The sequence below is a fragment of the Pseudomonas sp. AC016 genome (genome assembly GCF_979253365.1).
In genome coordinates this window covers 5256368-5276465 of record NZ_CEEDCC010000001.1, presented here as the reverse complement: position 1 = coordinate 5276465, position 20098 = coordinate 5256368, and the positions used below count along the sequence as shown (strand labels likewise).

The following is a 20098-nucleotide window of genomic DNA, read 5'->3' as shown; positions in this document are numbered from 1 at the left end:
AATCCGATTCTCTAGATAGTGACCAATTTAGTCAATAGTCACAAACTTATGGGGCGAGGCTTCTCAGTATCAGCGCGGACAGGTGTACGGGGGCTGTGGGCACAATCTCCAGGTTGTACTGCAACTGGACCGGGCTGATGTAGGGACGCATGACCAGATGAATGGCCTGAACGGTTTCGTCGAGTGGCGTCTTGCGCTCGAACTCGCCGGACTCACGCCCTTCAAGAACGATCTGCTGGATCAGCTCGCGCAAGCGGGCATCGTGCGCCATTGCAGAGGGCCACTTGTCACGGGTGGCGACGGCGGCAATGTCGTGCAGCTTGCGGTCGTGAAAGAACAGATCGCTACCGGCCTCGACAATCGCGCGGAACAGGCGTCGCAGCTTCTCCGAGGCGGTTGGCGCATTTGCGATTGCCGCATCGACGATGTTCATGATCATGGCCAGGCGATTGGAACAGATCACCTCGCCGATGGCCTGCTTGGAGTCGAAGAACTTGTAGATGTAGGCCTTGGAAAAACCGATGGCCTTGGCAAGATCGGACACTGTGGTTTTCTCGAAACCGTAGTGGCCGAAGTGTTCGGTGGCCGCTTCCACGACCTGATCGCGAACGCTGTGGTCGGACGGTCCGCGTGATGGGGTCGTATCGATATGCTTAGTCATGTTTCCAGCTTAGCTCCGCAAGCCTTGATTGACAACAAGTGACCAAATTGTAATATGGTCACAATTGTTCACCCCAAGGAAATCTCAATGCGCCCGCTTTCCACGTACGCACTATTGATGAGTGCCAGCCTGATGGCGGGCTGCGCCGTAGGTCCGGATTACCAGCGTCCGGACGCTCCTGTGTCGGCTCATTATCTGGCTCGACCTGACGCAAGGCCGGATTCTACAGCGCTCAAGCTCGATAATGCGGCCTGGTGGCAGAGTTTTGCCGACCCACTGTTGAACGAGTTCGTTTCCAGTGCGCTGGCGCAGAACCTCACACTGGCTCAGGCCAGCGCGCAGCTGACTCAAGCGCGCGCCGGACTCAGCGCCGCCACTGCTGCGCTGCTGCCGTCGGGTAACGTCAGCGGGCAGGCCTCGCGCGCCTATCAGTCAGTGGAAACGCCGCTCGGACAGGTACTGGACTCAACCCCGGGTTTTGATCGCTACGGCAATGCATACGAAGCCAACCTCAACGCCGCTTGGGAATTGGACGTCTTTGGCGGACTGAGGCGCGGCCGCGAAGCCGCACTGGCTGACTATCAGGCATCCGAGGCGGGCGTTGCGGCGACACGCTTGGCGGTTGCGGCGCAGACGGCTGATACCTACATCATGATTCGCGGGCTGCAGACTCGATTGGACATCGCGCAACGGCAGGTCAAGACCCGGCAGGACCTGCTGGAGAAAGTACAGATGCTTTACGACAGAGGCCTGTCGCCCGAGTACGAGCTGCGCCAGACCGAAGGCGAACTCGCGCAGGTTCAGGCGACCGTGCCTGTTCTGCAGTCAGGACTGGATGCCGCCATGAATGCCCTCGACGTCATGCTGGGCGTACCTCCTGGCACCCACCGCACGAAACTGGCGGCAGCGAAAGCGATACCGAGCGCCCCACCACTCATCGCAACCGGCACGCCTGCCGATCTTTTGCGCCGCAGACCTGACCTTATGGTCGCTGAACGTCGCCTTGCCGCTTCCAGCGCCCGTATAGGTGTGGCAGTCAGCGAGTACTACCCCAAACTTTCGCTGAGCGCCCTGCTCGGCAGTGCGACAGCAGTGTCGAGCGGCAACCTGTTCAGCAGCGGTGCCAGCCAGTCGGCAGGCGTACTGGGACTGCGCTGGAGGCTGTTCGATTTCGGCCGCGTCAACGCGCAGATCAATCAGGCCAAGGGCGCGGAAGCAGAAGCCCTGGCCGCTTATCGACAGTCCGTTTTGCGGGCCACCGAAGATGTCGAGAATGCGTTTTCTTCGCTGATCAATCGCACCACTCAGACGACTATTCTCAGCCGTGGTGAAAAGGCACTGACTGCAGCAAGACAGTCGTCCTTTGCGGGCTATCAAAACGGGGCGGCCAGCCTGATCGACGTGCTGCGTGCCGATGAAACGATGCTTCAGACATCGGACGCCAGAGCTCAGGCCCAGACCGAAACCGCCCGTGCAGCCGTGGCTGCCTTCAAGGCACTCGGGGGTGGCTGGCAAGCGCCGGGGGCAGATGTTGCGGTTCGATAGCCACCGCAACAAACCGGAACTCGGGGGGCACTGAATCCAAATGCATACTTTTCCCTGCCACCCGGGCTGCCAAGCCATTCGCTTGAGTCTATGCTTGTCTTGACTGTCGATCCGACCTGAGTGATCGAACAGCCCACCAGGCAGGCCATGTGAATTATTCGACACTGATTTCAGTACTGTTGTGTCTGTTGCTCAGCGCGCCTGCCAGGGCCGATCACTATCAGGTCGTGACTGAAGAATGGGCGCCCTACAATTATTCAGAGAACGGTCAGCTTACCGGCATGACCACCGAGATAGTCCGCGCAATCATGAAGGTCACCGGGCACGAATTCACTATCGTGCTGGCGCCCAGCATGAGGGCGAGTCACATATTGAAGATGCGGCCCAGGACCATCATGTACTCCATGTTTCGCACCCCAGAGCGCGAGCACTTGTACAAGTGGGTCGGCCCCATCCTGGAAGAGTCGATACACCCTTATCAACTGGCAACGGCACCGCCAGTCACCTCGCTCGAACAACTGCTGCACGCGCCGCAGATCACCACCCGGCACGCAGGTCTGCTGCCCGACATGCTGCAGTCACTGGGCTTTAAAAACCTCGATAAAAGCGCCACCGAAAGCGTACAGCTTTACCGCATGCTGCTGAACGGTCGCACTGGCATCATCATCGGCGACACCGCTGCGGGCGTGGCCTACCAGAGCCGACACCTGAACATCGCCCCCGGCACACTGCGACAGGTCCCTATCGAGCTGTATCGCTCCTCGCTCTACATCGCCTTCAGTCAGGACAGTGAAGACGAACTGGTTGCCTCATGGGCCAGCGCTCTGGAAACCCTGCGTCAGTCCGGTGAACTGGAGCGTATTCAGCAGAGGTATGAGCAGCCTTTGCAGTGAGCAGTGATACACAAATCCTACTGGAGGAATACGATGATGATCGTTCCCATGCTCTGCGTGGGAATGCCTCCCAGGACGCTCCGCGTCCGCTCTCGAATGTGGCGCAGAGCGTCGCGGGCTGCATACCCAAGTCCAGCGTTCATCGTTATACAAGCCATGCGCTTGGCTCACTGAATCCGCAGTCTGTGCCATTTGTGACGCGGAGCGTCACGGGAGGCATGCCCACGCAGAGCGATGGGCACGATCAGTGTTGAGTCGGACTTGTGTAGAACGACGAGTGCTCCGCGTGGGCATGCAGCCCGTGACGCTGCGCCTTACATTCGAACGCGGAGTGTCCTTGGCGTTGGCACGAGCGAGGGGAACGATCATCAACGCATCAACAGCCCGCTCACCATGGTGACAAAAACTGTCCCTGTCGCTGTGTAGTGTCATCCCCACACTCACGGGGGAGACATCTCATGAAACGCATTCAGTACAGCAAGTACGGCGGTCCGGAGTTGATGCGGCTCGAGGATTTCGAGCTGTCCAGCCCCGGAAAGGACGAGGTGGCGGTGCAGGTCAGTTACGCCGCCATCAACCCGATTGACTGGAAATTGCGCAGCGGGGTGATGAAGATTGTCACCGGCAAGACCTTTCCTCGGGCGATGGGCATGGATTTCTCGGGCACGGTCATCAAGGTTGGCGCGGACGTCACTCGGCTCAAGGTGGGCGACGCAGTACTGGGACTGGCCCGTTTCAAGGAAAGCGGCGCGTTTGCTCAGGCCATCGTGACCAAGGAAGCCTTTCTAGCTATAAAACCCGAATCGCTCTCGTTCGAAGACGCCGCCTGCATTGGCACGCCGGGTATCACCGCCTGGAACAGCCTGGTCGACAAAGCAAAGCTGCAGGCCAGCCAGCACGTGTTCATCAACGGATGCTCGGGTGCGGTGGGCGAAGCGGCTGTGCAGATCGCCCGTTATTTCGGTGCAACGGTCTCGGGCAGTTGCAGCGCGAGGGATATCCAGAAGGCCAAGGCGCTGGGCGTGGATACGGTTTACGATTATCGGACGACGCCCGTTTCAGCCATCAGCACCCGTTTTGATGTGGTGCTGGATACTGCGGCCAACCTGAGCGTATCGCAGGGCCTTGCGATGTTGCGGCCCAGCGGCGTATTCCTTGATCTGAACCCCGGTCCCGGCAAATTCATACGCGCCCTCTTCGACCGCAGGCTCAAGCCCATCATAGGTTCGCCACGCGTCGAGATTCTGGATAAGCTGGCCGAAGCCGCCAGCCGGGGCAGATTCAAAATCCCGGTGGGTGAAGTCGTTCCCTTGAGCAGCGCGATCAACCTGATCACCGACATTGAGCAAGGACGCAAACTCGGCGGCAAAGGCGTTATCGCGATGGAGTAGGCATGGCCAGAAGTCATCGTTTGTTTGAATTGATGCAAGCGCTTCGCCGGCATCGCAGGACCGTTTCGGGCGCGTCCCTCGCGCAGGAGCTGGGCGTTTCGCTGCGCACTATCCGCCGTGATGTCGCAACCCTGCAAGGCATGGGAGCCGACATCAATGGCGAACCGGGTCTGGGGTATATCCTCAAGCCCGGTTTTCTCCTCCCTCCGCTGTCATTCACGGAAGAGGAAATTCAAGCCTTGATGATTGGTGCGCAGTGGGTCAGCCGCTAGACCGACGACAAATTCGCCTTCGCCGTGAAAAACGCCCTGGCCAAGATCAGTGCCGTTCTGCCTGTGGAGATGCGACCGACGCTGGAGGACGAGACGTTCTACATCAGCACACCGCTCAGCGTGTCATCCACCATAGACCTGAGCGAGATCCGCCGTGCGTTGCGTGATCAGTGCAAGCTGAGCATCACGCTTTCAATCGAACATGCGCCCAAGGATCCGCAGACCATCTGGCCGATCATGCTGGGCTTCATCGAGTCCAGGCGTCATCTGGCGGCGTGGTGCGAAGGTGACAGCAAATACCGGATTATCGACATGGACGATATCGTAGAAGCACACGTCCTGACCGAACGTTACACGCGCAATCGTCGCCAGATGATCAAGGAGTGGCGTGCGCTCGAAATACTGCCCTGTAACGTCCGGGGCGAGACCTGCTGACACGGGCAGCCCTCTCCTCAACCGTCACCCTGCCCCTCCAGCCACGCACAGAACAACTGCACCGTTTCATCGTCCAGCTTTTCATCAGGCACATAGGCGCAGTAACTGCGCGACTTAAGGCGCGGCCCGGCAAAGGGCATCATCAGCCTTCCAGCCTGCAGGTCGCTGGCAACCAGCGCTGCGGGCCCCATCGCGATGCCCAATCCGTCGATGGCAGCCTGCAAGGTCAGATAAAAGTGATCGAACACCACGCCCGCAGCTGGCTGCAACGCAGGGACGCTTGCACTCGCCAGCCAGTCCGGCCACAACCTCGGCAAGCTGGAGGTATGTAACAGCGTGTGGTGTCTCAGGTCCTCTGGGGTATTCAACGGCAGTCGCTTCAGAAGCGCCGGGCTACACACAGGGATTCTGTCTTCACTCAGGAAAACACGCGTCCGATAGCCATAAAGCGTGTCCGGCCCACCCCGGATGATGAGGTCGTAGGGCTCCTTCAGGCTTTCCACGGCCTTGTTCGAGGTATGCACCTGCACGTCGATGCCGGGATAAGTGGCGCGAAACGCATCAAGCCGCGGCACCAGCCAGCGCAACGTGAAGGTCGCAAGGGCATTCACCAGCAGCGAGCGCGGGGCCGGATCAGGCAAGCCGAACCGCGCCGTCGCCAGCGCGATCTGTTCAAGCAACGGCCCGATTTCAGCCAGATACGTTCTGGCGGCCGCAGTCAGAACGACCCGACGATTGTGTCGCTCGAACAATGTCGAGCCCAGCCAGTCCTCAAGCAGACGAACACTCTGACTGATCGCTCCAGACGTGACATGCAGTTCAACTGCGGCCTCTTTGAAACTGCACAAACGGCCGGCCGCCTCGAAGGCGCGCAAGGCATTAAGCGGGGGCAATTCTCGTTTCATTCGCAATAGCTACGCTAACGTGAGTAGCCAATTTATCTGGTTTGCCAGGCCGCACCAAGATAGATATTTTGCCGAACAGATAAACACTGCCTTTGTTTCTGGCGCCTCCTTCGCACTGCCCACTCGGAAAACACCATGCTCAGTTACGCAGGCGGTCTGGTTCTACTCGCTGCCGTGCTTCACGCCGGCTGGAACGCCATGTTGCACGGCAACCGCGACCGCCATCTGTCCATGGCCTGGATGGGCATCATGATCGCGTCGGTGGCGACCGTGGCCGTCATAATTCTGCCCTTGCCAGCCGCTGGAGCATGGCCCTATCTGCTGGCCTCCGGGCTGGTGCACATCGTCTACAACATCAGTCTGGTGCGCTCGTATCGCAACAGTGATCTGGCGGTGGCTTATCCGATAGCACGAGGTTCTTCGCCGCTGCTCGTAACGCTCGGTGCTGCGTTGTTTGCCAACGAAACACTCAGCGCTGTGCACGTTGTCGGGATCGTCATGATATCGGGCGGCATTCTCACGCTCGCCTTCCTGGACCGCCATGTCTCCCGCTCCGGCGTTCTCGCAGCACTTGCCACCGGCGTGCTGATCGCGCTCTACACCGTGATCGACGGCATCGGTGTGCGGCAATCGCAGGGGCAGGCGCTGGCCTATACCGCCTGGATGTTCATGTCGTTCTGGACCATGCCGTTGCTGTTTGTAGCGAGCCGTGGGCTCAACGAACTGGCCGCGTCCTTGAAAAAGCACCCCGCCGCCGTCAGCTCTTCGGCGCTCGGCGGACTGGTGTCCATCGCCGCCTACGGCATCGTGATCTGGGCCATGCAGTCAGGCGCCATGGGCGGCGTGTCGGCCTTGCGCGAGACCAGCGTGGTGTTCGCGGCGCTGATCGGGAAGATGTTTCTGGGCGAAGAGATGAGTACGAAGCGCTGGGCCGTTTGCGGGCTGGTGGCGGCTGGGGCCATTTGTCTTGGGCTCTAGGCCAGCAGTTGAGTGATCCAGCGAATCTGCCGTTCGATCTCCTGCAACTTCTCTTCAGGCACGCCCTGTTTCGCTTTGGCGAAGCTGGTCAGGGTTTTCTGCCGTTGCTGCAGCAAGCGCTGCCACTTGGCCAGAAACGCCGGGCTGCGTGTCTGCAGTTGTAGCGGGCCGAAGTACAACTCTTCTGCGGTATAGATCACCGGGCCGGTGCGCTCGGCGATGATTATTTCATAGTCGAAACGGTTCTCGCGCAGCACTTCTTCGCAGACGATACGGTACCCGTTTTCCATCAGCCATAGGCGCAGCGGTTGCTCGCCCCCGTTTGGCTGCATGATGAGGCGTTCGGTGCCGCTCAGGCGCGCTTTGCCCGCTTCGAGGATGTCGCGAATGGTCTCGCCGCCCATACCGCACAGGCTGATCGCGGTGATGCCGTCGTGCGGCTCGATGGCTGCCAGACCATTGGCCAGGCGCACGGTGATCCGTTGCTCAAAACCGTTTTCGTGCACCACACGCTGGGCCGCGCAAAACGGTGTGACCGCCACCTCGCCCGCCACCGCAGCAACGATGACGCCACGACGCATCAGGGCCACAGGCAGGTAGCCGTGATCGGAACCGATATCGGCCAGCCGCGCCCCGCCAGGCACGTGCGCCGCCACGCGCTCCAGGCGCATGGACAATGTCTGTTCATTCAACGGCAGCCCCTTTCATCAAAACGTCCGCACGCACTGGCCGGATCGGGGCGCGATTCTGTCGGGGTATGACGTGGATTTCAACTGTCTGCGTCCGGGCGAGCAGAGAATCACAATTGTCGTGAGCAGTGCTCCGTGCGACGCGACTCGGAAGATACGACACCTGTCGCGGCCTGCTTAGGCAGGCCGCGAGTCGGTGATTCGATCAAGGAGTCGTTATGACGAGCTTGCCGGTAACATGCCCGGCGGCGCTGATCTGTTGCGCGGTGGCGATTTTTTCCATCGGAAAGGTCTGCTCGATGCGCAGATCAAGCGATCCAACTTCGTACAGTTGCGCCGCCTCTGCAAACGCCCGCTCGGGATGATCGAGCGATTTCCCTGAGAACGCCGCGCCATGCTGCGGGGCCGTTACATCAGAAATGGAAACAACACGATCAGCATTGCCGACAATCGCCACCAGCTCGGCTATCGTGCCGGCCCCTGCCAGGTCGAGTGCGGCGTCTACGCCGTTGGGCGCCAACATGCGCAGCCTTTCGGTAAGGCCGGGTTCGTAGCTCGTCGGAACAGCGCCCAGACTGCGAATGTACGGATGCTTTGGGACGCTCGCCGTGCCAATCACAATTGCGCCGCGATGCAGTGCGATCTGAATGGCAGCCGATCCGACCCCGCCCGCAGCGCCCGTTATCATTAGTGTTTCACCGGCCTTGATTTTGACGTGGTCGAGAATGCGAGTCGCCGTCTCAACAATGACCGGTAAACCACCCGCCACCTCGATTGGCATGCTGCGCGGCACATGCGCCCAGCTTCTCAACACGGCCTGTTCCGCCAACGTATTTCGTCCGTAGCCAAAGACGGTATCGCCGACCGCGAATCCTGAAACACCCTCGCCGACCTCGTCAATCACGCCTGCTGCTTCCGAGCCGACACCGGCGGGAAAGGTCACGGGCATGAAGTCATGCATGTAGCCCGCCCGTATCTTCCAATCAATGGGATTGACCCCGACGGCTAGCACCTTGATACGCACTTCACCTACGCCTGGGCGAGGTGGCTCTATGTCGACGATCTTCAACACCTCGGTGCCACCGTATTCATTGAACTGAACAGCTTTCATATGCATTCCTCTTACAGCGTAAAAAACCGCCGGGACAGTGATCTGTCCGGGCTGTCATTCAACGGCAACAGATTGCAATCGCTAGGCTGTGCACAAATTGGCTACAGCGATTTTTTGAAACAGATGCGGACGAAACACGGCCGACGGCGGATGAGCCTTGGCGATCTCGCGGAACTCCGGGTGCTTGAAAGCAGTGCGCCAGGCTTTTGCGGACTCGAAAACCGCGTAGTTCAGGTAGGTCGGACTATCGCCCAATGCACGATGAAGTTGCGTCGAGATAAAACCGGGCTGGCGTTTCATGAAAGCGGCGTCTGCTGCCCATGCGACCAGAAAGGCTGCTTCATCTTCAGGTGACAGGGTGCAGACATTGACCAATACGATGGGTGCGGCATCGATCCCCATCTGTTGGCTCAACGGAAACGACGGATCAAGCGGCTCGACACTGGACATGATGGGTTTCCTCGATCAGCTACTGGTTCATTTGCCAAGGCAAGAAACAGTCTCCGCTGCGCCAATCGTTCGTCCAGGATTTTGCCTTGTCCACGCCATGGTAAATGGGCAGACGGACAGTTTCTGTCACCAGGGTGCAGGGTTGTTTACCGCATGGGAGGCGCCGCCACGCCTTCGACGTAGTGGCGCCTCCACAGCCTGATGTTTATTACAGAAGGTGAGCGTCTCGAAAATCTGTCACCACAACGGCAGTGTGTAACTCACGATAAAGCGTGTTTCATCCAGATCGTTGCCGAAGTTGGACCGGACTGTGGCGTTCCTGAGCCTGAGGCTCACGTTCTTCAGCGAGCCGCTCTGGATGACGTACGCCAGATCGGTGTTGCGCTCCCACTCCTTGCCCGTGTTACTGCCTGCAACCAGCGCGTTATCGCCGCTGACATAACGGGACATGAAGGTCAGTCCGGGAATGCCCAGTGCGACAAAGTTGTAGTCGTAGCGCAACTGCCAGGATTTTTCCTGGGTGTTGGCGAAGTCGTTGATCTGGACGAAGTTCACCAGATACGGATCGGAGTTGGCAATGTACGGGAAGGGATCATCACCGCTCATGCGTTGTTAAGCGGCCATGAATACGCTGCTGCCCAGTGTGTAGGACACTTGCCCGTTGGCGGCACGATTGTCGAGGTTGCGGAAATTGCCGTCCTCGGTGCTTTTCGAATACCGCAGGTCGAACTTCAGCGACTGGCGATCTGCAAGCGGGACGTCGTAAACAACGCCACCGTAGTACTGCCGGTAAACGTTTTCCAGATTGCCGTAATACAGACTGGTGCTCAGCGTCTTGCTGAAACTGTAAGTGCCGCCGCCAAAGGTGAAGTCATCACTGGTACCGCCAATGCGGTTGCCGGTGAAGTCCTGGTAGTTGGAAGAGCTGTTGAGCTTGATCTGCTCCAGCTTGCCGCCCTGCAGACTGAGGTTGCTGATATCTTTGGACGTCAGCATTGCGCCTTCGAACGTGGCGGGTAACAGGCGGGTATCGTTGCTCGACACCACCGGGCTGCGAAACGCCAGAGAGCCGACCTTCAGCACCGTCTCGGAGACTTTCGCCTTGGCCGTCAGCTCAAGTTTCGAATATTCATCCTGCGAGCCACGGCCGTTTCTGGAGCTGAGGTCAGCAGGAAGCAGCCCCGTGCCGCCCGAGCCGTCCCCACCGTCCAGCTTCAGCCCCAGCATGCCAAGGGCATCAAGACCGAACCCCACCGTGCCAGCTGTATAACCGGACTCGACCCGAAACAACGCCCCTTGCGCCCACTCTTTCGCCGCGTCCCGCTGAGCGGTCGGCGGTCCGTTACGAAAGTCTCGGTTGAAATAGAAGTTGCGCAATTCCACGCTGGCCTTGCTATCGGCAATGAAATCCGCCGAGGCCAACAATGGATACGTAAGTGCACAAGTACTGATTAAGCAAAAAGCCTTATTGATCGACATTCCCGTCATGCTCCGGATAAGGGCAGATTGAATCGATTGGTTTTATTTTTATAAGCAGTGCGGTGGTGCGTGGAACGATTTTCTGGCGGCAGGACGCAACAGCCGGGTCATTGACCCGACTGTGTTATTGCCGAAAGAAGGTGTTGCTGATCAGCTATCGGTGTTGATGCGCCCGATCTGGAACTTTGCGTTCAGATAACTTCCGGGCTGTTCGGTAATCTGCAGTTGACCGGCACAAGGTGCCAGAACCGAGGTTTCCATTTTCATCGCCTCCACCACGGCAATGACCTGACCGGCCTCGACCGACTCACCGTCCTTGGCCACCCAGCTGTGCAGATTGCCTGCGACCGGTGTCAAGACAGCGTGCGGATCAACCGCTTCGGCCGATGCCGGTGCGATTACCGCATCACTTGCGCCCACGCTGACGCCACGCAGCAGCGCGGCAGGAAGGCCCAGTTCATGGCGTTTGCCATCGATCTCGACGAAGGTGCGCAACACGCCTGGGTCAGCCGACTCAACACTGCGCGGAGCCAGGGTGATCTGCTCGGCAAAGTCTGTCTCGATCCAGCGGGTGTGCACGTCGAACGTGTCGGCTGCAGTGAAATCATCATGGTCCATGACCGCGCGATGGAACGGCAGCACGGTCGCCACGCCCTCGACACGAAACTCGGCCAGCGCACGGCGGGCACGACGGATTGCCTGTTCGCGGGTAGCGCCAGTGACGATCAGTTTCGCGATCATCGAATCGAAGTTCGGCGACACGCGAGAGCCCTGCTCGACGCCGCTTTCCAGACGCACGCCCGGACCGGACGGCGGCTGAAACAGGTCGATGGAACCTGGCGTCGGCAAAAAGCCGTTACCTGCGTCTTCGGCGTTGATACGAAATTCGAAGCTGTGCCCACGCGGGACCGGTGTGCCTTCAAACGACAACGGTAATCCGTCCGCCACGCGCAGTTGCTCGATCACCAGGTCAATGCCGCTGGTTTCTTCGGTGACCGGGTGCTCGACCTGCAAGCGGGTGTTGACCTCAAGGAACGACAGCGTGCCATCGGCGCTGAGCAGAAACTCCACGGTGCCCGCACCGACATAGCCCGCCTCGGCGCAGATGTCGCGGGCCGAGTCATGGATACGCTGACGCAGTGCGTCATCCAGGTACGGCGCAGGTGCTTCTTCGATCAGCTTCTGATTGCGGCGCTGCAACGAGCAGTCGCGAGTGCCAGCGACCACGACGCGGCCATGGCGGTCGGCAATGATCTGCGCCTCGATGTGACGAGGCTTGTCCAGAAAGCGCTCGACGAAGCATTCACCGCGCCCGAACGCCACCACCGCTTCACGCACGGCCGACTCATACAGTTCACTGACTTCATCCAGTTTCCACGCCACCTTCAGACCGCGACCACCGCCGCCAAAGGCTGCCTTGATCGCAATCGGCAGACCGAACTGTTCGGCAAAGGCGACCACTTCGCTGGCGTCGTTGACCGGGCCTTCAGTACCGGCCACCAAGGGCGCGCCGACTTTCTGGGCGATGCGTCTGGCCTGGACCTTGTCGCCCAGCGCATCGATGGTGCTCGGGTCCGGGCCGATCCAGGTCAGGCCTGCATCGATCACGGCGCGTGCGAAATCGGCTCGCTCGGACAAAAAGCCGTAGCCTGGGTGAACAGCGTCGGCACCGGCACGAGCCGCCACCGCGAGCAGTTTTTCAATGTTCAGGTAGGTGTCGGCAGGCCGCTCGCCATTCAGCCCATAAGCCTCGTCGGCCTGGCGTACGTGCAGCGCATCGATGTCGGCGTCGGCATACACCGCCACCGAGGCTACGCCGTAGTCACGGCAGGCGCGGGCGATACGGATGGCAATTTCGCCACGGTTGGCAATCAGAACCTTTTTCATTGGTTATTGGTCTCGTCTGAAAGAGCTGGGCACACGGGCTCGAACGCGCCCAGCGGATTGAAGCGAATGCGGGAATTGATCGGAATCTGACCGGCCAGGTCCAGGTGATGCGGCGCCACGACGGCAATGACCGGATAGCCACCGGTCAACGGATGATCTGCTAAAAACAGCACCGGCTGGCCACTGGGCGGCACTTGAATCGCGCCGACGGCCGTGCCCTCGCTGGGCAGTTCGCCGTGAACCGAACGCTCCAGTGCCTGATCGCCTGCCAGCCGCACGCCGATGCGGTTCGATTGCGGCGTGACCTGCCAGGTCTGCCCGGCCAGAACAGCCTGAGCGTCGGCGGTGAACCAGTCACTGCGCGGCCCCATGACCACGTCCAGCACGATGACTTGATCGGAACGGGGCATGTCGAACGGTTGTTGCTCGCTGAGCGACACCGACGCGCCGCCCGGTGTGTGGTGAAAGCCCAGACGATCGCCCGTTGCCAGCGGCGCAGGTCCGACCTGAGCCAGCGTGTCAGTGGACAGGCTGCCCAGCACCGGTTCCTGCGTGAAGCCGCCGCGAATCGCCACGTAGTTGCGCAGACCGGCAGACGGCGAGTCGATGCTCACCTGATCGCCCTCCTGCAAGGCGAACGGCGTGTAAAGCGCCGGACGCAGCCGCTGGCCGTCAGCAGTAAGGACTTCCACAGCAGCCGTTGCGCCAGTGACGGCTGCTACCGTCTGGCCGTGACAGGTGAAGGTCAGACCGCCCATGAGCACTTCAAGACAGGCGCTCGCCGGGTCGTTGCCCACCGCACGGTTAGCGGCGCGCAACGCGCCCCGATCCATGGCACCGGAAGCCGAAACCCCCTGCCCTGCACGACCGGGACGTCCAAGGTCCTGAAACAGGGTCTGCAAACCCGGCGACAGCACTTCCAGATAATGTTCAGTAGCGTGAGACGCCTGGCGACGCGCAGGTGTGGCCACAGAAACGGATTCGGTGACAGGACCAACGTCCACAAAGCGCACCCGATAACCCGGTTGCAGCAACGCAGGTTCGTCGCGCTCCAGATCCCACATGCGGGCGTCGGTGAGGCCGATGATCTGCCAGCCGCCGGGACTCGCCTGCGGATAGACGCCGCTGAAACCGCCCGCCAGCGCCACGGCACCGGCAGGAATACGGGTGCGCGGCGTGCTGCGGCGCGGCACCACGAATTCAGGACCGCCGCTCAGGTACGCAAAGCCCGGCGCAAAGCCACAGAACGCCACGTTGTAATCGCTGCCGGTGTGCCTGCGGATCACTTCTTCAGGGCTGATACCCAGTTCGCGGGCGACGTCTTCCAGATCTTCGCCGTTGTAATGCACGGGAATTTCGATCAGCTTGCCCGCTGCGCGAGCCTTGCCGTGCACGTCACGAGTGGCGATCTGCGCAGCAAGTGCTTCGCGGCTGACCGCGCCGGGACGAAAATGCACCAGCACCGTACGGGCCGCTGGAACGAGTTCCTCCACGCCATGGATGGGCTGTTGCTGCAAAGAGTCGAACAGGGCAAGAGTCTCGTCCAGGTTCGCCAATTCAACCAGGAGCGCGTCCTGGCTGACCGGGTAGAAACGCATGATCCTCTCCTATACGTGGTAGCGGCTGTCGGGCACATCGGTGATGAACATGTAGCCCGGCGCGTGGGAAATCGCAAAAGGTACCCCGGACGCCATGACCACAGCCTGCGGTGTCACACCACAGGCCCAGAACACCGGCACTTCGCCAGGCTTGATGGTAACGGCATCGCCGAAGTCAGGACGCGAAATATCCGCGATACCGAGCAAGCCAGGCTCGCCTATATGAACCGGAGCGCCATGCACATTGGGATAGCGTGCGGTGATCTTCACGGCATCGGCCACCCGATCGGCCGGGATCGGCCGCATCGACACCACCGTCTCGCCTTTCAGGCGACCGGCCGGACGGCAGATGCGGTTGCTGCGGTACATCGGCACGTTGCAGCCCTCGCTGATGTGCCGCACATCGATACCGGCTTCCAGCAATGGGGTCTCGAAGGTGAAGCTGCACCCGATCAGAAAAGTCACCAGATCCGTATGCTCGGCCCAGAGTTCACGTACATCGGTCACTTCATCTGCCAGCTTGCCGTCGCGCCAGACGCGATACAGCGGGATGTCGGTGCGAAGGTCAGCGCCCTCGGCCAGCACGGTGCTGTAGCTGCCCGCCTCGGTGACGTCCAGAATCGGACAGGCTTGAGGGTTGCGCTGGGCGAACAGCAGAAAATCGTAGGCCCACTCACGCGGCAGACAGATCATGTTGGCCTGGGTTAGACCCGGTGCATGGCCCGCCGTAGGAGACACCATGCCTTCGCGATACTGGGCACGTGCGGCAATGGCTGACTGACGGGCGTCGTTCAAGGAACTCATGGCTGACCTCGGGTAAATGCACGAATGTTGACCCCTGCTTCAAGCAGACGTTGTTTGAGGGCATGGGCGATGTTGACCGCGCCAGGGCTGTCGCCATGCACGCAGATCGAATCGGCTTCAAGCTCGATCAGGCTGCCGTCCTCGGCCTCGATGACGCCATCGCGCACCAGACGCAACATGCGCGCGGTGATCAGCTCGACATCGTGCAGCACAGCACCAGGACGCGAGCGGGATACCAGCGTGCCTTGAGCGGTGTAGGCCCGGTCCGCAAAGGCTTCGGACACACAGGACAGACCCGCATCACGCGCCCAGCCGAGCAGCTTCGAATTGGCGAGGCAGACCAGCTTGAGCTGCGGGTCGATACGCAAAATCGCCTGAATCACCGCAGCCGCCTGAACCGGATCGCCTGCAATGGTGTTGTAGAGCGCCCCGTGAGGCTTGACGTAAGTCACTGTCGTCCCGGCGCTGCGGGCCAGGCCCTGAAGCGCGCCGATCTGATAGATGACATCGGCGGTCAGTTGCTCGGCCGGCACGTCCATGTTGCGCCGACCGAAGCCGACGAGGTCCGGGTAGGCCACGTGGGCACCGACGGCCACATCACGCGCCGCGGCGGCTTCCAGCGTGCGCAGTATTCCGGCCGGATCGCCGGCATGAAATCCGCACGCCACGTTGGCGCTGCTGACCACTTCGAGAATCGCCGCATCGTCGCCCATGCTCCAGGCGCCGAAGCTTTCTCCCAGGTCGCTGTTAAGGTCAATTGCACGCATCAGAAAATCTCCTTGGATCAGGCCGCGCCGATAAAGGCAAAGATGGCGCCTGCCGATTTGTAAGCCATGAACCACGACAGCAGACAGGTCAGGATGCCCAGCACCAGCAACCAGCGTGGATAGTGGTAGCCATCCATCAGGTCAGACCGGGCCCAGCCCACGTACATGAAAATACTCAGCCCCAGTGGCAGGATCAGGCCGTTGAAACCGCCTGCGAACACCAGCAGTGCCGCTGGCGGTTTGCCGATCATCAAATACACCGCCATGCAGATGACGATGAAAGCCACGGTGGCAAGGTGACGAGCGCGCTCAGTGATCTTCTTGGAGAACACCGTTATGAAGGACATCGACGTATAAGACGCGCCGATCACACTGCTGATACCCGCAGCCCATAGCACCAGACCGAACATCATCATGCCGACGTCACCTGCTGCCGCCTGGAAGGCTTGACCGGCAGGGTTTGCGCCCTTGCCAGACACATCGATAACCACGCCGCTTGCCACCACACCCAGAATAGCGAGAAACAATATGTAGCGAGCGATGCCAGTGACCAGAATACCGGTCAGTGCTGCGCGGGATACGGCCTGAATGTTTTCTACGCCAACAGTGCCGCGGTCAAGCAGACGGTGAGCGCCTGCATAGGTGATGTAACCGCCTACCGTGCCGCCCACAATGGTGGTAATCGAGGCGAAGTCGATGAAGTCAGGCCACACCGACTGACGCAGGGCTTCGCCCAGCGGAGGATGGGTCGCGAAGCAGGCGAACACGATCAGGCATATTTTCAGGATGCCCAGCCCCATCATGATTCGGTCCATCGCCACGCCTGCGCGGTGAGACGAGAAGATCGCAATGGCGAGCAGCGCACTCAAGGCGCCCCCCCACTTGGGATCAAGGCCGGTCAGCGCATTCAAGCCCAGACCAGCACCGGCAATGTTACCCAGCATGAACACCAGGCCACCACACAGCACCAACACCGTCAGCAAGTAACCACTGCCCGGAATAGCAGCATTGGCCAGATCGGCCGCGCGCATTTTGGTCAGCGACACGATACGCCACACGTTCAACTGCACGACGAAGTCGATCAGGATCGACGCCAGAATGCCGAACGCAAACGCGGCACCCAGCGTGGCGGTGAAGGTCGCCGTCTGAGTGAGGAAGCCTGGACCGATGGCGGACGTCGCCATCATGAATATCGCGGCGATCAACGAAGCGCGCCGGGCTTTCGTAAACTCTTGAGTGGTCTGTGTCACGGCAACATTCCTACGGTGAGTGATACCTGAGCAGAGCAATGTGCATGCCAAGACTCAACCAATCAGTCTGAGATGTAGGTGCCAATCGGATTTATTGTTGAACAATCCTATCTCTATTGATCACTCACTTGCACCAAGTTGTTACTCCAGCACCCAGCAGCGCTACTTAATGAAGCACACAACGCGCTTCTTTCTTGCCACGCACTAAGCTCTCAGGGAATATCGTCGCGGCTTTTCCCACCCCTGGACCCCTTATGAACGACGCAGTACCCCCTTCTCCCGCCCGTACGCTGGGAGAATCCATCACTCAAGAAATTCGCAGGATGCTGGTCGAAGGCGAACTGGTTCCAGGTCAGCGCCTGTCAGAAGCGGCGCTGGCCGAGAATCTGGACATCTCGCGCAACACGCTGAGAGAGGCGTTCAGGGTGCTGACGCGTGAGGGCCTGCTCAAGCATGAACCCAATCGCGGCGTGACGGTTGCCGAGCCGGACATGGCCTCGATCATCGACATCTACCGCGTACGCCGCTTCATCGAATGCAATGCCATCGCCCAGGGCTATCCGCAGCACCCCGGAGCGCTGCGGATGCGTGAAGCGGTCGATGCCAGTGTGCGGGCGCGTGAAGCCAAGGACTGGGTGGCCGTGGGTACCGCCAACATGATGTTCCACCAGGGCATTGTCGAACTGGCCGACAGCCCGCGACTGGTGGTGTTTTACGGACAGATTTCGGCGGAGCTGCGGCTGGCCTTCGGGTTGCTCAACGCACCAGAGTTCCTGCACGTGCCCTACATCGACATGAACGCCGGGATTCTTGAATGCGTTGAAGCGGGAGAGCCTGAAAAGGCCACCAAGATGCTTGAGTCGTATCTGGTGCAATCGGAGCGGACGGTACTGGCGGCGTATGAGCGCAGCCTGAAACGGTAAGCCCGTTACCATTGGCGCGACCTGGAACGTCCTGAGGAATTTGCCGGTGAACACAGTCGGCCCGTCACGTGTTGAACAAGACCTTTCCCCCGCGGAACCTGTCAGCTTTCGCGAAGCGTTCCGGTTCTGGCTCAAACTGGGCTTCATCAGCTTCGGCGGCCCCGCCGGGCAGATTTCAATCATGCATCAGGAGTTGGTGGAACGCAGACGCTGGATCTCGGAGCGCCGGTTTCTGCATGCCCTCAACTACTGCATGTTGCTCCCCGGCCCCGAGGCGCAGCAGCTGGCGACCTACATTGGCTGGTTGATGCACCGGACCTGGGGCGGTGTCATCGCCGGTGCGCTGTTCGTGCTGCCCTCGCTATTCATCCTGATCGCGCTGTCGTGGGTGTACATCGCGCTGGGTGATGTGCCTGTGGTTGCAGGACTTTTCTACGGCATCAAACCCGCCGTGACCGCCATCGTGGTGCAGGCGGCTCATCGGATCGGTTCAAGAGCGCTGAAGAACAACGCGCTATGGGCGATAGCAGCAGCTTCGTTCACTGCCATCTTCGCCTTTAATGTGCCCTTCCCCTTGATCGTGCTCGCCGCTGCCGTCATCGGCTACGCAGGAGGTCGCCTTGCGCCAGAGTATTTCCGCGCTGGAGGGCACAAGGCAGCAGACAGGTCCTTTGGTCCGGCGTTGATCGATGACGACACACCAACGCCTGAACACGCCCGATTCAGTACCTCGAAGCTGATAAAACTGATCGTGATCGGTCTGGTGCTGTGGACGTTGCCCATGGCAATACTGACCGGCCTTTTCGGCTGGACCGGCACCCTGACGCAAATGAGCTGGTTCTTCACCAAGGCGGCCTTGCTGACCTTCGGCGGTGCCTACGCGGTGCTTCCCTATGTCTATCAGGGCGCAGTCGGCCATTACGGATGGCTGACCCCGACCCAGATGATCGACGGGTTGGCACTGGGTGAAACCACGCCGGGACCGTTGATTATGGTGGTGGCCTTCGTCGGGTTTGTCGGTGCCTACGTGATGCAGGTCTTCGGGCCGGATCAGGTATTTCTGGCAGGTGCGGTCGCCGCCGCGCTGGTGACCTGGTTTACCTTCCTGCCTTCGTTCCTGTTCATTCTGGCGGGTGGTCCGCTGGTGGAATCGACCCACAATGAGCTCAGGCTGACCGCCCCGCTCACTGCCATCACCGCCGCAGTGGTCGGGGTCATCCTCAACCTCGCCTGTTTCTTCAGCTACCACGTGCTGTGGCCCCAAGGCTTCGAAGGCCGAATCGACTGGCCCTCAGCGCTGATTGCCACTGCCGCTGCCATCGCCCTGTTTCGCTTCAAACGAGGCGTCATACAAGTGCTGATCACGTGTGCGCTTACAGGGGTGGCGGTACACCTGTTGCGCTAGATAACGGGTGGTATTGAGATCAGCCCGGCTTCCTGATAATCGAGAATCAGGTCGTCGAACTGGCTGATGTCCTGGCGAGTTCGGGCGATCAACTGCGCCCCGGCCACAGCAGTGAAAATGGCACGCGCACGGCGTTCGCACTTTTCTGCGCTTCCCAGTCCCGCATCAGCCAGAACCTGAGCAAGCCATGCCACGTTGGCATCTGCAAAGGCCTTGACCTCGCTCTTCACTTCCTCAGGCAGGTCTTCGTATTCGGCCGCCATGAAACTGGACAGACACAGCCGGTTGCCGTTCTCCAGCGACATGCGAAAGATCGACGGGTACAGCTGCAGGCAACGCGCCGGATCGGTGCTTTCGTCACGAATTGCCTCAAGCACGGCAGCCGTATCCTGCCAGTAGCGTCTGGCAACGGCCGCCCCTAGATCCGCCTTGCTGGGGAAATGGTAGTAAATGCTGGCGTTCTTGATCCCCACGGTATCGGCGATGCTGCGGAAATTGATCCCGCTGTAGCCGTGTACCTGAGCCGCGCCTTTCGCGGCGGCCAATATGGCTTCCCGAGCATTCTCGCTCACGTATGGCTCCTCGCTTGTGCAGTCATCTGATCATTGCCAGCGATTCTACTCGCAAAAATATCTACCTGCCAACTGGTAGGCAG

17 protein-coding genes and 2 pseudogenes are annotated in these 20098 nt (G+C 60.2%); 7 read left to right on the top strand and 12 right to left on the bottom strand.

From position 1 onward, the window contains the following. Nucleotides 1-46: 46 nt before the first annotated feature. Nucleotides 47-661 (bottom strand): TetR/AcrR family transcriptional regulator, encoded by a 615-nt coding sequence (locus AC0IXS_RS23740; protein ID WP_471825844.1) that lies wholly within the window; start codon nt 659-661, stop codon nt 47-49. Nucleotides 662-748: 87 nt separating this feature from the next. Here AC0IXS_RS23740 and AC0IXS_RS23735 point away from each other — a divergent pair, with 87 nt between their 5' ends. The 4 genes and pseudogenes from AC0IXS_RS23735 to AC0IXS_RS23720 all read left to right on the top strand — a co-directional run bounded on the left by AC0IXS_RS23735 (nt 749) and on the right by AC0IXS_RS23720 (nt 5197). Then, on the top strand, nt 749-2206 hold the full coding sequence (locus AC0IXS_RS23735; RefSeq protein WP_122667517.1) for an efflux transporter outer membrane subunit: 1458 nt from the start codon (nt 749-751) through the stop codon (nt 2204-2206). Nucleotides 2207-2355: 149 nt separating this feature from the next. Then, complete coding sequence (locus AC0IXS_RS23730; protein WP_122846982.1) at nt 2356-3099, top strand: substrate-binding periplasmic protein; 744 nt, start codon at nt 2356-2358, stop codon at nt 3097-3099. A gap of 458 nt (nt 3100-3557) precedes the next feature. Further along, a complete protein-coding gene (locus AC0IXS_RS23725; RefSeq protein ID WP_471825842.1) occupies nt 3558-4490 on the top strand; it encodes an NAD(P)-dependent alcohol dehydrogenase in 933 nt (310 codons plus the stop codon). A 2-nt stretch (nt 4491-4492) separates the two neighbouring features. Next, a pseudogene (locus AC0IXS_RS23720) lies at nt 4493-5197 on the top strand (helix-turn-helix transcriptional regulator). 17 nt (nt 5198-5214) lie between these two features. Here the strand turns inward: AC0IXS_RS23720 and gcvA are convergent. Then, entirely contained in the window at nt 5215-6090 is an 876-nt protein-coding gene (gene gcvA, locus AC0IXS_RS23715) for a transcriptional regulator GcvA (RefSeq protein WP_241151740.1), read from the bottom strand. A gap of 147 nt (nt 6091-6237) precedes the next feature. Here gcvA and AC0IXS_RS23710 point away from each other — a divergent pair, with 147 nt between their 5' ends. After that, nucleotides 6238-7080, top strand: coding sequence for an EamA family transporter (locus tag AC0IXS_RS23710; protein ID WP_057410736.1), 843 nt, complete (start codon nt 6238-6240; stop codon nt 7078-7080). On the opposite strand, the gene AC0IXS_RS23705 is transcribed toward AC0IXS_RS23710, so the two are convergent. The 9 genes and pseudogenes from AC0IXS_RS23705 to AC0IXS_RS23665 all read right to left on the bottom strand — a co-directional run bounded on the left by AC0IXS_RS23705 (nt 7077) and on the right by AC0IXS_RS23665 (nt 17115). Next, nucleotides 7077-7772, bottom strand: a complete 696-nt coding sequence (locus tag AC0IXS_RS23705) for a tRNA (adenine(22)-N(1))-methyltransferase (RefSeq protein WP_057410737.1) — start codon at nt 7770-7772, stop codon at nt 7077-7079. The two genes, AC0IXS_RS23710 and AC0IXS_RS23705, sit on opposite strands and share 4 nt — an antisense overlap. 202 nt (nt 7773-7974) lie before the next feature. Beyond that, nucleotides 7975-8880, bottom strand: a complete 906-nt coding sequence (locus tag AC0IXS_RS23700) for an NADP-dependent oxidoreductase (protein WP_471825840.1) — start codon at nt 8878-8880, stop codon at nt 7975-7977. Between the two features lie 81 nt (nt 8881-8961). After that, nucleotides 8962-9330: an antibiotic biosynthesis monooxygenase family protein gene (locus tag AC0IXS_RS23695; RefSeq protein WP_025996751.1), complete on the bottom strand. Its 369-nt coding sequence runs from the start codon at nt 9328-9330 to the stop codon at nt 8962-8964. A 237-nt stretch (nt 9331-9567) separates the two neighbouring features. Beyond that, nucleotides 9568-10809 (bottom strand): annotated as a pseudogene (locus AC0IXS_RS23690) (OprD family porin). Nucleotides 10810-10959: 150 nt separating this feature from the next. Then, a complete protein-coding gene (locus tag AC0IXS_RS23685; protein ID WP_122667526.1) occupies nt 10960-12696 on the bottom strand; it encodes an ATP-binding protein in 1737 nt (578 codons plus the stop codon). After that, entirely contained in the window at nt 12693-14294 is a 1602-nt protein-coding gene (locus tag AC0IXS_RS23680; protein WP_137202441.1) for a 5-oxoprolinase subunit B/C family protein, read from the bottom strand. Before AC0IXS_RS23680 ends, AC0IXS_RS23685 begins: the two co-directional genes overlap by 4 nt. Before the next feature lie 9 nt (nt 14295-14303). After that, complete coding sequence (locus AC0IXS_RS23675; protein WP_471825839.1) at nt 14304-15098, bottom strand: putative hydro-lyase; 795 nt, start codon at nt 15096-15098, stop codon at nt 14304-14306. Next, complete coding sequence (locus AC0IXS_RS23670) at nt 15095-15865, bottom strand: LamB/YcsF family protein (RefSeq protein ID WP_122415141.1); 771 nt, start codon at nt 15863-15865, stop codon at nt 15095-15097. The genes AC0IXS_RS23675 and AC0IXS_RS23670 overlap by 4 nt, the downstream gene beginning before the upstream one ends. Before the next feature lie 17 nt (nt 15866-15882). Continuing rightward, complete coding sequence (locus AC0IXS_RS23665; protein ID WP_004882852.1) at nt 15883-17115, bottom strand: NRAMP family divalent metal transporter; 1233 nt, start codon at nt 17113-17115, stop codon at nt 15883-15885. A 254-nt stretch (nt 17116-17369) separates the two neighbouring features. Here AC0IXS_RS23665 and AC0IXS_RS23660 point away from each other — a divergent pair, with 254 nt between their 5' ends. Further along, entirely contained in the window at nt 17370-18038 is a 669-nt protein-coding gene (locus tag AC0IXS_RS23660) for a GntR family transcriptional regulator (protein ID WP_074454585.1), read from the top strand. Nucleotides 18039-18084: 46 nt separating this feature from the next. After that, nucleotides 18085-19443 (top strand): chromate efflux transporter, encoded by a 1359-nt coding sequence (gene chrA, locus AC0IXS_RS23655; RefSeq protein WP_122667527.1) that lies wholly within the window; start codon nt 18085-18087, stop codon nt 19441-19443. Here chrA and AC0IXS_RS23650 read toward each other — a convergent pair. Further along, the gene (locus AC0IXS_RS23650) at nt 19440-20015 is read right to left on the bottom strand and encodes a TetR/AcrR family transcriptional regulator (RefSeq protein ID WP_122689463.1); all 576 of its coding nucleotides are present in this window, start codon (nt 20013-20015) and stop codon (nt 19440-19442) included. The genes chrA and AC0IXS_RS23650 overlap by 4 nt on opposite strands. Nucleotides 20016-20098 lie beyond the last annotated feature (83 nt).